14 protein-coding genes and 1 pseudogene are annotated in these 14,603 nt (G+C 74.2%); 8 read left to right on the forward strand and 7 right to left on the reverse strand.

The annotated features are described in order from the left end of the window. Nucleotides 1-17: 17 nt before the first annotated feature. The 3 genes from V2S66_RS15905 to V2S66_RS15915 all read right to left on the reverse strand — a co-directional run bounded on the left by V2S66_RS15905 (nt 18) and on the right by V2S66_RS15915 (nt 2,605). Nucleotides 18-515 carry an RpiB/LacA/LacB family sugar-phosphate isomerase gene (locus V2S66_RS15905; RefSeq protein WP_330795892.1) on the reverse strand — a complete coding sequence of 166 codons (498 nt, stop codon included), beginning with the start codon at nt 513-515 and terminating at the stop codon, nt 18-20. A gap of 101 nt (nt 516-616) precedes the next feature. Beyond that, on the reverse strand, nt 617-1,369 hold the full coding sequence (locus tag V2S66_RS15910) for a GntR family transcriptional regulator (RefSeq protein ID WP_330795893.1): 753 nt from the start codon (nt 1,367-1,369) through the stop codon (nt 617-619). Between the two features lie 207 nt (nt 1,370-1,576). Continuing rightward, nucleotides 1,577-2,605 carry a DUF4190 domain-containing protein gene (locus V2S66_RS15915; RefSeq protein ID WP_330795895.1) on the reverse strand — a complete coding sequence of 343 codons (1,029 nt, stop codon included), beginning with the start codon at nt 2,603-2,605 and terminating at the stop codon, nt 1,577-1,579. A gap of 307 nt (nt 2,606-2,912) precedes the next feature. On the opposite strand from V2S66_RS15915, the gene V2S66_RS15920 reads away from it, so the two are divergent. After that, the gene (locus V2S66_RS15920; protein ID WP_330795897.1) at nt 2,913-4,298 is read left to right on the forward strand and encodes a glycoside hydrolase family 18 protein; all 1,386 of its coding nucleotides are present in this window, start codon (nt 2,913-2,915) and stop codon (nt 4,296-4,298) included. A gap of 85 nt (nt 4,299-4,383) precedes the next feature. Here V2S66_RS15920 and V2S66_RS15925 read toward each other — a convergent pair whose 3' ends face one another. Further along, entirely contained in the window at nt 4,384-5,211 is an 828-nt protein-coding gene (locus V2S66_RS15925) for an oxidoreductase (RefSeq protein WP_330795899.1), read from the reverse strand. 96 nt (nt 5,212-5,307) lie between these two features. Here V2S66_RS15925 and V2S66_RS15930 point away from each other — a divergent pair, with 96 nt between their 5' ends. After that, the gene (locus tag V2S66_RS15930; protein WP_330795901.1) at nt 5,308-6,219 is read left to right on the forward strand and encodes a LysR family transcriptional regulator; all 912 of its coding nucleotides are present in this window, start codon (nt 5,308-5,310) and stop codon (nt 6,217-6,219) included. Nucleotides 6,220-6,460: 241 nt separating this feature from the next. On the opposite strand, the gene V2S66_RS15935 is transcribed toward V2S66_RS15930, so the two are convergent. Beyond that, nucleotides 6,461-7,276 (reverse strand): LysR family substrate-binding domain-containing protein, encoded by an 816-nt coding sequence (locus tag V2S66_RS15935; protein WP_330795902.1) that lies wholly within the window; start codon nt 7,274-7,276, stop codon nt 6,461-6,463. Nucleotides 7,277-7,335: 59 nt separating this feature from the next. Between V2S66_RS15935 and V2S66_RS15940 the strand changes: the two genes are divergently transcribed. The 6 genes and pseudogenes from V2S66_RS15940 to V2S66_RS15965 all read left to right on the forward strand — a co-directional run bounded on the left by V2S66_RS15940 (nt 7,336) and on the right by V2S66_RS15965 (nt 13,606). After that, the gene (locus V2S66_RS15940) at nt 7,336-7,722 is read left to right on the forward strand and encodes a DUF5997 family protein (RefSeq protein ID WP_330795904.1); all 387 of its coding nucleotides are present in this window, start codon (nt 7,336-7,338) and stop codon (nt 7,720-7,722) included. 780 nt (nt 7,723-8,502) lie between these two features. After that, nucleotides 8,503-9,465 carry a hypothetical protein gene (locus tag V2S66_RS15945; RefSeq protein ID WP_330795905.1) on the forward strand — a complete coding sequence of 321 codons (963 nt, stop codon included), beginning with the start codon at nt 8,503-8,505 and terminating at the stop codon, nt 9,463-9,465. A 19-nt stretch (nt 9,466-9,484) separates the two neighbouring features. Further along, nucleotides 9,485-10,825, forward strand: coding sequence for a peptidoglycan-binding domain-containing protein (locus tag V2S66_RS15950; RefSeq protein WP_330795907.1), 1,341 nt, complete (start codon nt 9,485-9,487; stop codon nt 10,823-10,825). Then, a pseudogene (locus tag V2S66_RS15955) lies at nt 10,822-11,400 on the forward strand (ABC transporter ATP-binding protein); the annotation flags it as partial. The gene V2S66_RS15950 and the pseudogene V2S66_RS15955, both read left to right, overlap by 4 nt. A 378-nt stretch (nt 11,401-11,778) precedes the next feature. Further along, complete coding sequence (locus V2S66_RS15960; RefSeq protein ID WP_330796179.1) at nt 11,779-13,026, forward strand: ABC transporter permease; 1,248 nt, start codon at nt 11,779-11,781, stop codon at nt 13,024-13,026. A gap of 64 nt (nt 13,027-13,090) precedes the next feature. After that, nucleotides 13,091-13,606: a hypothetical protein gene (locus tag V2S66_RS15965; protein WP_330795909.1), complete on the forward strand. Its 516-nt coding sequence runs from the start codon at nt 13,091-13,093 to the stop codon at nt 13,604-13,606. Between the two features lie 322 nt (nt 13,607-13,928). Here the strand turns inward: V2S66_RS15965 and V2S66_RS15970 are convergent, their stop codons facing one another. Continuing rightward, nucleotides 13,929-14,183 (reverse strand): Txe/YoeB family addiction module toxin, encoded by a 255-nt coding sequence (locus V2S66_RS15970; protein ID WP_330795910.1) that lies wholly within the window; start codon nt 14,181-14,183, stop codon nt 13,929-13,931. After that, nucleotides 14,180-14,461, reverse strand: coding sequence for a type II toxin-antitoxin system Phd/YefM family antitoxin (locus V2S66_RS15975; protein ID WP_330795912.1), 282 nt, complete (start codon nt 14,459-14,461; stop codon nt 14,180-14,182). The genes V2S66_RS15970 and V2S66_RS15975 overlap by 4 nt, the downstream gene beginning before the upstream one ends. Nucleotides 14,462-14,603 lie beyond the last annotated feature (142 nt).

The raw sequence follows: 14,603 nt of genomic DNA on the forward strand, positions 1-14,603 counted from the left end.
CCACACCAGCTCCGCGGTCACGACGAGCCCCCCTCCACCGCGCTCAGACGCGCCACGTTCCGCAGGTCCTCCGGGTCCCGGCTCGGCCGGCCCCCGAACCACGCGTCGAGGATCTCCGCCAGCATCGGCCCTGACACCGTACGCAGGCTGAGCGCCAGCGCGTTCGCGTCGTTCCACTTCCGTGCCCCCTCGGCGGTGTATGCGTCGCCGCACAGTGCGGCGCGCACCCCCGCGACCTTGTTCGCCGCGATCGACGCCCCGGTGCCGGTCCAGCAGCAGACGACGGCCTGGTCCGCCGTGCCGTCCGCCACCGCCCGCGCCGCGGCGGACGCGCTCCACGCCCAGCCGTCGCGCTCGGCCGTCCCCGCCGCGGGCTCCGCGCCCGTCCCGGCGGCGGCCGCGCCGCCGTCCTCGAGGGCGCCGTGCACGAGCACGGAATGCCCGCGCCGGCGCAGCTCGTCGAGGAGCTGCCGGGCCACGGGCTCATCCATGTCCGAGGAAACGGCGATGCGCATATGCCCGACCCTACGCCCGAGCTTCACCGCGCGGGTCCGCATTGACACGAAGAGGTACCGAACCGGCCAGCCGTTCGTCCAGAAGTTGACGCCCCGTCAACTCACCGTACCGGCAGGTGGTACACCGCCCGGTAGCGCTCCGCGGGGATCACCACGTCGGCGGTCTCCACCGGGCGGCCGGACGCGAAGTAGGTGCGCCGGATCTCGATCACGATGTGGCCGGGCACGCCGCCGAGCGCGGCGGTCTCCTCGGCCAGCCCCGGCCGCGCGCCGACCTCCTCGGCCATGTGGTCGACCAGCACGTCGATCGCCGCCATCCGCGGCACCACGCCCTGCCCGCCGACCGGCCCCTCCTCCGGCAGCAGCACGGGCGTGCGGGCGGTCAGGCCCAGCGGCTCCCAGGACGTCGAGATCATCGACGGCTCGCCCTCGGTGCGGAAGAGGTAGTGGGTGCGCATCACCCGCTCGCCGGGCTCGATGCCCAGCCGCTCGGCGATGGCCGCGGTGGCCACGTCCTGCACGCTCCGGGACTCCCAGCTGCCCTTGCTCCCCTCGTCCGCCTGCTCCTGGCGGTACGGGGTCGACGGGCCGGCCGGGCGGAAGCCGCTGCGCAGGATCGTCCGGCGGCGGGGGCGCTCGCGGACGTAGGTCCCGGAGCCGGAGCGGCCCTCCACGAACCCCTCGGCCATCAGCACCTTGCGCGCCTCCAGCGCCACGGTGTCCGAGACGCCGTACTCGGTGCGGATGCGCGCCTGCGAGGGGAGCCGGGCGTGCGGCGGCAGCGTGCCGTCGAGGATCTTCCGCCGCAGGTCCCCGGCGACTCGAAGATAGGCGGGCTGCTCACCGAAGGCCACGTGCCCCTCCCAGGGGTTGACTGTCTGCGACAGCTTGGCAACGGTCGGTACTCGACCGCAAGCCTTCCCCTTAACATGACATTCCGTATCGCCGCCGGTCCGCCGCCGGTCAGCCGCCCGCAGCTCCTCGTTGAGGCCGCCGGCCCGCCCCCCGGGCCGCTCCGCGCGCCCCCCTTCCGGGTGAGCCTCAGACCTTCCGGGTGAGCCTCAGACCCCCATGCCGGGGTCGGAGTCGGTGCCGGCGCCGGACTTCACCGAGCCGGACACCTTGCCGCCGCTGCTGCCGAAGAAGCAGGTCACCGCCCGGTCGCCGCGGTTCCAGCCGGACTTCGGCGGCATGTAGAAGTAGATGTCCATGTCGTCGCCGAGCGTCTGGTCGCCCAGGTAGTCGTCGGCGTAGTCGGCGCACTTGTCGTTGGAGATCTCGGAGATCCGGTCCACCCCGGGGTACGTGTCGCCGAGGGACTCGTCCAGCGTGAAGACCGCGTACGCCTCCGCGTCGTGCTCGTCGCCGCAGGACACTACGTCCACGCTGGTGGAACGGCGGCCGTCGCCCCCGTAGTCGGACAGCGAGCTGCCGACGGTGTTGAAGCACTGGCCGACCCTGATGTCCTGCACGTCGGTGTTGCCCTCGTCGAGGGCGCCGACCAGGCCGAGCACCACGAACACCGCGACCAGCACGGTCGCGACGCTGTTGATCACGATGCCCGCGATCGCCAGGCCGCGGCCGCCCTGGCCGGTGCGCCGGATCTGGCGCAGGCCGAAGATGCCGAGCACGGCGGCGACGACCGGCAGGCAGAAGGCGGCGATCGACACCACGAGCGAGGCGATCGCCAGGCCGTTGGTGCCCAGGTTCTGCTGATAGCCGCCGTACCAGCCGGGCGGCGGCGGGGGATAGCCGTAGCCGGCGGGGCCGCCGTACGGGTACGGGCCGCCCGGCGGCGGGCCGCCGTACGGGCCGGAGCCGGTGCCGGTGCCGGTGCCGTACGGCGACTGCGGGTAGGCCGGCAGGGCGCCGTACGGCCCGCCGGGCTGAGGCGGCGGCATCGGGACCGGCGGCGGTCCCGCCGCTCCGCCGGGCGGCGGCGGGGCGAACGGGTCGCGCGGCTCGGCGGGCGGTTCCGCACGCGGCGCGGGCACGGCCGGCATGGTCGGCTGGGCGTCGGCGGGAGCCGGGCCGGGCGGCGGCGCGTCGTCAGCGGACGGCGGGGGCGGGGGCGGCGGAGGTATGTCCACCAGGGGAGTTTACGGTCCCGGCGCCCGCCCGGTGGGTCCGTCGCCCTCCGGGCCGTCCCGCGGCCCGCTCGGCGTCTCGCCGCCGAGGCCGCGGGTGCGGGCGGCGCGCCACCGGGCTCCGTCGCGTCCTCGCAACTCTCCCGAGCCGGGGGGCTGTCGGGGCCGCCGGGGCAGTGGGGGCCGCCGGGGCGGACCGGGTCCGTGGGGCCGGGCGCGGAGCGCCGCGCGTCTACGCCGATCCGCGTATACGGACCCGGTTCACCCGTTTCCCTTGACCCGCATTGGTCCAGACCAATAGCGTCCGGCCATGCGTCGACGATTCCTCGGCCGTATGGCCGCGACGGCCGCCACCCTATCCGTGGTCGCCGTCCTGCCCGCCGTCACCGGCGGCACCTCCGCGCAAGCCCACGACGGACACGGAGGCGGCCGCCCCGCCCCCGCGTCGGCCGACTCGGCCTACAAGAGCGTCGGTTACTTCACCCAGTGGGGCATCTATGCCCGCAACTACCAGGTGAAGAACGTCCAGACCTCCGGCACCGCCGGAAAACTGACGCACCTGAACTACGCGTTCGCCAACATCGGCGCCGACGGCAAGTGCTTCGAGGCCAACGTCGCCGGTGAGGGCGACGCGTGGGCGGACTACCAGCACCCGGTGGACGCCGCGACCTCGGTGGACGGCACCGCCGACACCGCCGAGCAGCCGCTCGCCGGCAACTTCAACCAGCTGCGCGAACTCAAGGCGAAGAACCCCCGGTTGAAGGTGCTGATCTCGATCGGCGGCTGGGGCTGGTCCACCCACTTCTCCGACGCGGCGCTGACTCCCGCCTCCCGCAGCACACTTGTCTCCTCCTGCCTGGACATCTTCATCAAGGGCAACCTGCCGCTGCTGGACGGCAAGGGCGGTCCGGGCTCGGCCGCCGGGCTCTTCGACGGCGTCGACATCGACTGGGAGTGGCCGGGCTCCTCCGGTGACACCGACACCGTCTACCGGCCCCAGGACAAGCAGGACTTCACGGCGCTGGCCGCGGAGTTCCGCAGGCAGCTCGACGCGTACGGCCGCACCACCCACAGGCACTACGACCTGAGCGCCTTCCTGCCCGCGGCGCCCGCGAAGATCGACGCGGGCTTCGAGGCGAAGAAGATCTTCAAGTACCTCGACTTCGGCACCGTGCAGGGCTACGACTTCCACGGCCCGTACGAGGCCACCACCAACCAGCAGTCCGCGCTGCGCGCCCCGCGCGACACCCCGGTGGCGAACGACTTCTCCGACACCCAGGCGGTCGGCGACTGGCTGCGCCGCGGCGCACCGGCCCGCCGGCTCGTCCTCGGCGTGCCGTTCTACGGCCAGGGCTGGACGGGTGTGCCCGACGGCGGCACGGCCGGCCTCTTCCAGTCCTCCACCGGCCCGGCGCCGGCCACCTGGCAGGCGGGCAACGAGGACTACCACGCCCTTGAGGCGCTCGCCCGGTCGGGCACGTACACGGTCCACCGCGACGTGAAGGACGGCTTCGCCTGGCTCTACGACGGCACGAACTTCTGGACCTACGACGACCCGCAGGTCATCGCCCAGAAGACCGCGTTCATCCGGGCCGCCCACCTCGGCGGCGCGATGGCCTGGTCGCTCGACGGCGACACCGCCGACGGTGAGCTGATCTCCGCCGTCCACGACGGCCTCACCCCGCACCACCGCTGAGACGGATCTCCGCGGACCACGACGGCGCCCGGTCCCCCTCGCCAGGGGGGCCGGGCGCCGTCGCCGCGCGGTGGCGCGGCCTCGCTCACGCGTCGAAGGCGGTGGCCCTGGTGCGCTCCTGCCAGGCGCCGACCTGGGCGCGGACCTCGTCGAGGTGGCCGAGGACGGCGTCGACGCCGTCCTCGCCGAGCGGCAGGTGCAGCGGGGTCCGCTCGGCCTCCAGCGCCGCGATGATCAGCGCGGCGGCCTTCGCCGGGTCGCCCGGCTGCGCTCCGTCGCCGGCCGCGAGCATCGCCCGCGTGGCACCCACCGTCGCCTGGTAGTCGGGGAGTTCGGCGCTGGCGCTGCCGTTGCCCATCAGCGAGGTGCGGAAGGCGCCCGGCTCCACGATCAGCGTCCTGATGCCCAGCGGCCCCACCTCGTCGGCCAGCGCCTCGGTCATCCCCTCCAGCGCGAACTTGGTGGCGCTGTAGGCGGAGAAGCCCGCGAAGGACATCTGGCCGCCCATGCTGCTCATCTGCACGATCGCCCCCGAGCGGCGCTCGCGCATGCCCGGCAGCACCGCGCGGGCCAGCGCGGCCGGCCCGAAGACGTGCACCTCGAACAGGTCCCGCAGCTCCGCGTCCGAGGTCTCCTCGAAGGCGCCGACGTGGGTGCGGCCCGCGTTGTTGACCAGCACGTCGATCCGGCCGTGCCGGCCCAGCACGTCCTTGACGGCCGCGTCGATCGCCGCGCCGTCGGTGACGTCGAGGCGCAGCGCCTCGACCTGGTCGGGGTGTGCGGCGACCAGCTCGTCGAGCGTCTCGACCCGGCGGGCAGCGGCGACCACCACATCGCCCGCGGCCACCGCCGCCTCGGCGATCGCCCGCCCGAGACCGCTGTTCGCACCCGTGACCAGCCAGACCTTGTTCATGACGCCTCCCGTTTTCCCGCTGCTGCTTCCTTACGCGATCGACTCTGCCCGCAGCCGCCCTTGCCCGTCCAAGACCCGCCGTGATAACCGATAGTTATGGATGTGCACGGGCGGGATCTCCGGTACTTCGTCGCGGTCGCCGACGAGCTGCACTTCACCCGGGCGGCCGAGCGGCTGTTCGTGTCGCAGCCCGCGCTGAGCAAGCAGATCAGGGCGCTGGAACGGCAGTTGGGCGCCACCCTCTTCGTACGCGGCCGGCAGGGCGTCGAACTCACCGCGGCGGGGGCGGCGCTGCTGCCCTCGGCCCGCAGGGTGCTGGACGCCTGGGACGACGCGTGGGCGGCGGTGGAGGGCGCCAAGGCGGACCAGCGCAGCACCCTGGTGGTGGGCATGAGCACCAGCCCGGGGCGCGGCGGGCTGCTGCCCGCCATCCGGTCGCGGTTCGGCGCCGCGCACCCCGACGCGGCGCTGCGGCTGCGCCATGTCGGCTGGGAGGACCCGAGCGCCGGGCTCGCGGACGGCGGCAGCGACGTGGCCTTCGTCTGGCTTCCGCTGCCCGACCAGGACCGGTACGCGTACCTGGTCGTCGCCGAGGAGCCGCGGCTGGTGGCGCTGCCCGACCGGCACCCGCTGGCGGCGCGGGACACGGTGGACTTCGCCGACCTGCTCGACGAGCCGTTCCTCGCACTGCCCGCCGCGGCCGGCCCGCTGCGCGACCACTGGCTGGCCACCGACGCGCGCGGCGGCCGCCCGGCGCGCATCGGCGCGGAGGTGGCGAGCACCGAGGAGACGTACGAGGCGCTCACCGCCGGGCTCGGCGTGGTGCTGCTCGCCGCGGGCAACGCGGCGCTGGTCACCCTCGGCGGCGTCGCCACCCGCCCGGTCCGCGGCGTCTCCCCCAGCCGGTTCGCCCTGGCCTGGCCGCGCGCCACCACGAACCCGCTGGTGCGGGGGTACGTCCAGGCATGCCGCCAGTCGCGCGCGGCGCGCGACGGCGTACGGGAGTAGCCGCCACCCGGCCGGCCCACGACCGCCTGCGGGCGGCAACCGCCGCGCGACCCGTACGCGCGGGGGCCAGGGCCCGGCCGGCCCACGACCGCCTGCGCCGGGGCAACCGGCGCGCGACGGTGCAGGCGCGGCAGCGGGGGCCCGGGGCATTCCGGACCCGCGGCCCGGCCGCCTGCGGCGACGGCGACCGGCGCGACGCCGTGCGCGCGACCGCGGGCACCCGGGCGGGGCCGTCCGGCGGCTACGGGCGGCGGGGCTTGCCCCGCTTGGCGCCCTTGGGCGCACCCTTCGGAGTGTTCCTCGGCGTGCCGCCCCTGCCGCCGGCCTTTCCGGCCGCCTTGCCGCCGCCCTTGGCGGCGCCCTTCTGGGCCCCGCCGCGCGGGTTCCTGCCCGCCGCGCCGCCGGCCGCCTCGGCGCGCCGGCCCTTCGGCTGGGGCGGGGTGGGACCGCGGCCGCGGGTGCTGTTGACGGTGCGCCCGCGGACGATGCCGATGAACTCCTCCACCAGGTCGGTGGTGGTGTCCTCGCGCCAGGAGAGCGCGACCTGCGAGCCGGGGGCGTCGGTCAACGGCCGGTAGGTGAGGTCCCTGCGGTGGTGCAGGCGGGCCAGCGACTGCGGCACGACCAGCAGGCCGACGCCCGCCGCGACCAGTTCGACGGCGTCGGCCGTGGCGGCCGGGCGTTCCAGCGCGGGCAGCCCCGGCGGCCGCTCCCAGCCCAGGGTGTCGTCGAAGGGGTGCAGCACGACCTCCTCGGCGAGGTCCGCGGCCGTCACCTCGTCGGCGGCCGCCAGGAGGTGGTCCTTGGGGACCACGACCACGGTCGCCTCGGTGTAGAGCGGGATCGCGCTGAGGTCCGTGCGGTCGATCGGCAGCCGTACGAACCCGGCGTCCGCGTCGAGCCCGCGCAGCAGGTCGGCGGCTTGCGCGGGCGGCACCTGGGTGAGCGTGAGCGGTACGTCGGGCAGCCGCTCATGCCAGATCCGCACCCACTTGGCGGGCGTCACACCGGGGACGTACGCCAACCGGAACGCGGGAGGTACTTCCGAGCCTGTCACCGGGCAAGGCTACCGGCCGTGGTCCGAGCAGGGCGCGCGCGCTCGTTACCCTTGACCCCATGACGTCGCAGAAGACCACCCAGACGATGAAGCCCGCGACCGCGGCGAAGAAGCTGGGCGTGTACCTCCAGGCCACCCCCGCGGACTTCCAGGAGGGCGTCGTCTCCCGCGACGAGCTGAACGCGCTGCAGGCCGACCCGCCCGAGTGGCTGCGCGCCCTGCGCCGCAACGGCCCGCACCCCCGCCCGGTGGTCGCCGCCAGGCTCGGCGTCTCCATCGCCGGCCTGGCCCGCGGGGGCGTCACCGAGCCCCTGACCACCGACGAGATCGAGGCGCTGAAGTCCGAGGAGCCGGGCTGGCTGCGCCGCGAGCGCGCCACCGCCGCTGAGGTCCGCGCCGAGTCGGAGCGGCTGAAGTCCCGCGACACCGGGGACGCCGGGGCCTGACCGGCCCGCCAGCCGGGGGCCGTACGGCCTGGTCGTGGCCGTCCGCCGTGGCGCCGTGGCCGTGGCGCCGTGGCCGTACGCCCGTCGCGCCCCTCACGCCCGCCCCCGTGCCCGCGGCGGTCGCGCGCCCGGCGGGAGCCGCTCGGCGGCGGCGACGGCCTCCGCGCCGCGGCTGTCCCGCGCGCACTCCTCGCGGGCGACGGGCAAGGGCCCCGGCGGTGCGCGGAATTTCGTCCGCGCCTCCCCGCCGCATTCACCCGGCGGCCACGACCTGCCTTTATCAGCGGCCATGGCGCTATGGGACCCCTTTCCGGGGAAGGCATCGGCGCAATTGCGCCTCCGCTCGCATCGGCTCACCGCACGGCGACGGTGGAACAACCGTGAGAACTCGCCGAGACCCCGCCCGTGCCCGCCTCTGCCCGCGCTGTCCGCTCCTCGGTGGCGGGCGGGTCCAGCACGTCAGCGTGCGCGGGCGTCTCCGCCGGCCGGCACGCGGCGGCAAGGAGACCGCACGCCGTACCGGAAGGCACCCGGCGGCGAACCGGCAGCCCGATCAGCGATCGGAATCCGGTTCTCGCCGAGGAATCGATGTCAAGCGATCCGGTCGGCGCAATGCCGCCGCGCATTCCCGGCGCCGGATGTGCGGCAGCGTGCAAATATTTCCGAGGTCATCCTGCGCACCGATGCCGATTCGCCGGAAGGATGCATTCCCTCCGGTCCTGCGCGACTTCCACCGGGATAACGGAATGGGTGAACCCCGACTTGACGCTGAGGAACGAAATGCCGCACCGCAGTGGGCGCAGCGCCCGATTCCCCGCCGCCGTGGTCGGCGTCGTCCTGCTGACCGCCGGCGCCGCCGGGTGTTCTGACGGCCGGAGCGGCGGCACGGCGTCGCCGGGCACCTCGGGCGCGAACCGGGTGGCGGCGGCCGCGTGGCCCGCCCCCGTGCCCAAGACGGGGCTGGCCCAGGGACTCGTGCTCCCCCTTGAGGCGTACATGGAGACGTACCCCGAGACGGTGACGATCGGCACGGCGATCGACAAGCTCACCGAGCGGTGCATGGCGCGCTACGGCTTCAGCCTCACGCTCCCGCCGCGCGGCACGCTCCCGCCGCCGAACTACGACGACTCCAACATGGCCCGCCGCTACGGCATCACCGAGCCGGACAAGGCCGCGAAGTTCGGGTACACCCTCGGGGACGAGGGCGAGGACGGGACCGGCGGGCCGCAGCTCATGCTCACCGATGCCGCCCGCACCGTGCTCACCGGCCGCACCGGCTCGGCGCCGTCCGCACCGAAGGCGCCGTCCTACCAGGGCAAGGCCCTGCCGGACGGCGGCTGCAAGGCGGAGGCGGCCCGGAAGGTGGGTGCGGACCGGGTCGACCCCACCCTGGCGTCGCGGCTCGACGCGGCCAGCCTCGACAAGTCCCAGGCGGACGCCGGTGTCCAGCAGGTCGTCACCGCGTGGTCGGCGTGCATGAAGAGCAGGGGCTACACGATCGACACCCCGCTCAACGCCCCCCGCCTCGCGCCGTACGTGCACGGACGGCCGGTGGGCCCGAAGGCGATCCAGGTCGCCACCGCCGACATCGCCTGCAAGAAGCAGACCGGCCTGGTGAAGACCTGGTTCGGCGTCGAGTCGGCCATCCAGCGCCAGCAGGTCGAACAGAACCAACTGGCCCTCCAGGAGCAGCGCGACACGGTGACCGCCGCGGTCAAGGCCGCGACGTCGGTGACCGGGTGAGGACGCGGGGGCGGTTCGGATGAGCGCGAACGGTGCGGGCACGGACACGGGTCCGGGGCCGGCGGGCGGCGGCACCTCCGGCACGCCCGCCGCCTCCGGGCCGAGCGGGTCGCGGCTGGTCCGCAGGCGGCGGGCGGTGGTCACCACCGCCGCGGTCGCGGTGGCGCTGTCCGTCGGCGGGGTGGTGGCCGCCCAGTGGGTGCAGTCGCCGTCGCAGGCGGTGGCCGACACCCGGCCGCCGAAGGCGAGCGTGATCACCGCGCAGGCGGTCCGGCAGGTGCTGCGCTCCACGGTGGTGCTGCGCGGCACGTTCTCCGACGGGCGCACCGTGTCGGCCGCGCCGACCTCGGTGGCGGCGACCGACGCATCGTCGCAGCCGTCCCAGTTGGTGGTCACGGGCGTCTACGTGCACCCCGGGCAGAAGGTGCGGGCCGCCCAGGTCCTCGTCGAGTACTCGGGCCGCCCGATCATCGCGCTCGCCGGCGTGCTGCCCGCCTACCGCGATCTGACCTTCGGCGCGCAGGGCAAGGACGTCACGCAACTGCAGTCGGCCCTGCGTGAGTCGGGGTACGCGACGGGCGGCGACGCCAAGGGCTCCTTCGGCGCCGGCACCGAGTCCGCGGTCAAGCGGCTGTATGGCGGGCTCGGTTACCCGGTGCCGGTCAGCACGGCGGGCCCGGCGGGCCCGACGGCGGGGAACGACAAGGCGCCTCCCGCCGCGCCGACCGCGCCCGTGGCGCACGCGATGGTGCCCGCGTCCGAGGTGCTGTTCATGCCGTCGCTGCCCGCACGGGTGGTGTCCGTGCCGGTGCAGGTGGGCGACCCGGTCAAGGGGCCGGTGGTGACGCTGGCGCGCGGCGGTATGACGCTCGTCGGACAGCTCGACCCGACGCAATCCGGGCTGGTCGCCGCCGGGATGAGGGCGCAGGTGCTGTCCGAGGTGACGGGCGCGGAGGCGGACGGCACCGTCGAGTCGGTCGGCGCACTCGTGGTTCCCGGCAGCGGCAAGGAGGGGGACGGCGGCGGGGACGGCGCAGCCGGCGCCCCCGCCGCGATGGGCGGCGGAGCGTACCTGCCGCTGGTGATCCGCCCGTCCAAGCCGTGGGACGGCCGGTTCGCGGCGCAGGACGTCCGGATCACCCTCACCGCCGCCGCGACCGACACCCCGGTGCTCGCCGTGCCGCAGGCGGCGATCTCCGCGCGGGCCGACGCCCGCACGACGGTCACGGTCATGGACCCGAGCGGCACGCAGCACGTCGTACCGGTGAAGGCGGGCGTCTCGGCGGACGGCCTGGTCCAGGTCACGCCCCTGGGCGGCGCCCGCCTGGCGCCGGGCGACAAGGTCGTGGTCGGCCAATGAGTCTCTTCCGTACCCGTACCCGTACCCGTACCCTCGGACTCGGCCTCGGCCCTGCGCCTGCACCCGCGCCTGCGCCTGCGCCTGCGGTTGAGGCGGCGCCCACGGCCGTGCCCGAGGAAGTCGGCCTCCCCGTGCTGGAGTTGTCCGGGGCCGCCAAGACGTACCCGGGCATACCGCCTGTGCACGCCCTGCGGCCGGTCGACCTCGCGGTGCGCGCGGGCGACTTCGTCGCCGTGGTCGGGCCCTCCGGCTCGGGCAAGTCGACGCTGCTGAACCTGCTGGGGCTGCTCGACCGGCCCACCGCGGGCACCTACCGGCTCGGGCACACCGACACCGGCGGGGTCGGCGAACGCGATCGGGCCGCGCTGCGCGGCCGCCGGGTGGGCTTCGTCTTCCAGTTCTTCCACCTGCTGCCCTACCGCACCGCGCTGGAGAACGTCGTCCTCGCCCAGCTCTACGTCACCCCGCGCTCGGCCCCCCGCACCGAGGCCGCGCACGAGGCCCTGCGCCAGGTCGGCCTGGCGCACCGCGCGCACGCGCTGCCCACCACCATGTCCGGCGGCGAGCGCCAGCGCGTGGCCATCGCCCGCGCCCTGGTCAACTCCCCCGACCTGCTGCTCTGCGACGAGCCGACGGGCAACCTCGACTCGGCGACCGCCGCGTCCGTCATGGACCTGCTCGGGGCGCTCAACGCCTCCGGCGTGACGGTGGTCGTCATCACCCACGACCCCGCGGTCGCCGCCCGCGCCCACCGCCGGGTCACCCTCCTCGACGGCACTCTCGCACCGTCCCCGGCGTTCGGCACGGCGGCGCCGGAGCCGCGCGGGGCAGCCCCCGCCGGGCCACGGGCGGCGGCCGCCGCGCTCCGGGAGACGCCCCCCTCGCAGGGTGCCCGCTCCCGGCCCGCAGGCAGGGCGTCGCTCCGTCCCGCGGCCCGGCGGACGCGGCTCGCCGTGCGCGACGCGCTCGCCGAAGCGCTGGCCGGGATCGTCCAGCGCCCCGGCCGCTCGATCCTGACCACCGTCGGCACGGTCCTCGGCGTCGGCGCGTTCGTCGCCGTCCTCGGGCTCACCTCCACCGCCACCGGGCAGATCGGCAAGTCGTTCAGCCTGCTCCAGGACACCACCGTCACCGTCCAGGACCTCGGCGCCGGGACCGAGGCGGGCCCCGGCACGAGCGGCCGGGGCGCGATGGACTTCCCCGCCGACTCCGACGCCCGGCTCGCCGCGCTCAACGGCGTGACGGACGCGGGCGTCTGGTGGCAGGTGCCGCTGCGCAACCCGCGCATCTCGGCGCGCCCCGACGTCACCGCCGCCGCGGCGAACGGCGCGGGCGCCGACAGCGCCTCCGGCAGCGGCTCCGGCTCCGGCATCGGACTGTTCGCCGCGTCGCCCGGTGCGCTGCGCGCCATGCAGCCGACGCTCGGCACCGGCGCCCTCTACAACGGCTTCCACCAGCGGCGCGGCGAGCGGGTCGCCCTGCTCGGCGCGCCCGCCGCCCGACTGCTCGGCATCACCCGCACCGACGACCAGCCCGCGGTCTTCGTCGACGGCGTCGCCTACACGGTCGTCGGGATCGTCTCCGACGTGCAGCGGCTCCCGCAGACGCTGCTCGGAATGATCATCCCGTCCAGCACCGCCCTGCGCGCGTACGGGCCGCCGGCGGACGCGGCCGCGCAGGCGCTCATCCGCACCCGGCCCGGTGCGGGCCCGCTCATCGCCCGCCAGGCACCGCTCGCCCTGCGCCCGGACGAACCGCGCCTGCTCAAGGCGGTTCCGCCGCCCGACCCGCACGCGCTGCGCGACCAGGTGAGTACCGACATGTCCGGGCTCTTCCTCATCCTGGCGGCGATCTGCCTGGCCGTCGGCACGCTCGGCATCGCCAACACCACCCTGGTGGCCGTCCTGGAGCGCACCAGTGAGATCGGCCTGCGCCGGGCGCTGGGCGCGCGCCCCCGGCACATCACCGCGCAGTTCCTCACCGAGTCCACCGCGCTGGGCGCTCTCGGCGGCCTGATCGGCGCCGCGTCGGGCGCGGCCACCGTGGTGGGCACGGCCATGGCCCGCGACTGGACCGCGGTGCTCCAGCCGTACACCGTGCTGGCCGCCCCGCTGATCGGTATGGCCACCGGCTTCGCGGCGGGCCTCTACCCGGCCCTCCGCGCCGCCCGTATCGAGCCCCTCGACGCACTACGCCGCTGAGGAGCGCCCGAACGGAGAATCGGCCCGCGGAAAAACCGCGGGACCAGCGAAAGGGAGTTCGACCATGATGGGTTCCACCCTGAAAAAGGCGGTTCAGCGCCTCGGCATCGTGGCAGCCACGAGCGGCGCGATCGCCGGAGTCTCGCTCGCCGCTTCGCCCGTCGCACAGGCGGCCACCCACATCTCCTACGTGAGCAGCAACTGCGGGGGGTTCAGCGGCTGCTCCGACGACGCACTCGATCTGAAGTACAACTCGAATCTGAGCGGCGCCAATTTTGTCTGGCAGGGCAACAACGTGGACTACGCGGGCTACGAGAACACCTGCGGCCTCGATACCTGCAGGACGGTGTACGTCTTCGAAGCCGGAACCGGCGGCGCCGCGAACGGCGCGGGACAGGCCGTCAAGAACAACGCGGCGGGAGCGTGCACCTACTCCACCACCCACGCGTACTACGTCTACTACAACAGCTTCTACACGGGCCATTCGCAGAAGTTCGACGACCGGGGCACCAGCTACGGCTGCAGCGACTTCGACTCGACCCTGCACAACGAGAACGCCTCGCAGAAGATCGTCTCGTGACCCGGCCCTCCGCCGCGAGATCCGCCTGACCGGCGGAGACCCCCAGAACCAGACCCGGCCCCCGACCCACCGGCCCCCCGGCCGGTCGGGGGCCGGCCCCTGATGAGCGCTTCAGTGACGCGGCATGCTCGGGATCGCCTTCTCCGCATGCCCGCGCGCCCGGCCCAGTTCCGCTTCTGCGGCCTCCCGAGAAGCGGGGACTCCTTCAAGGCCGCCGCTGGCGATGAGTGGATCCACCGTCGACCGCCCTTGATTCCAGCGCGTCGCTCCGCCTCCGAGTCAAGGTTCAGCCAGTGAAACCAACGCTCCGGACCCTCACCGATCAGTAGTGGTACCGGGCGGCGAGGATGACGATCTCCTCGTCCGTCACCAGGTAGACGAGGCGGTGCTCATCGTCGATCCGTCGCGACCAGGCTCCGGGCAGGTGGTACTTCAGCGGCTCCGGCTTGCCGATGCCCGCGAAGGGGTCACGCCTGACATCTTCGATGAGCTTGTTGATCCGGGCGAGCATCTTGCGGTCGCTCCTGAGCCAGGACGTGTAGTCCTCCCACCCCTGGTCCTCGAAGAGGAGCCTCACGCGACACCCGCACCTGCGTCCGGTGACTCGGGATCGATCAGCTCACGCTCCGACACGTTGATGTGCGACAGGGCGTTCTCGTACGCCTTGAGCAACCGCCGGGCGTTCGCCGGCGAGCGCAGCAGGTAGGAGCCCTCGCGCAGCGCCATGTAGTCCTCGGCCGAGACAAGCACCGCGTTACCGTGCTTGGAGACGATCTCGATGGCCTCATGGTTCTCGTTGACCTTTTTGATCAACGGAAACAGTTCCCTGCGCGCTTCACTCGCAGTGATGGACATGACTTCGACCCTCCCATCAAGTGGTACTCGATAACGTACCACTCTTGGTGTCATCCGAGAGGGGAACCGGCTGATGGTCGCTCAGCCGATCCAGCACCCATCCAGCACGGGGTACGGCCAGGGGCCCGCCTCCGGAGAGGTG

Source organism: Actinacidiphila polyblastidii, from assembly GCF_036353415.1.
GTDB classification, from domain to species: Bacteria; Actinomycetota; Actinomycetes; order Streptomycetales; family Streptomycetaceae; genus Actinacidiphila; species Actinacidiphila polyblastidii.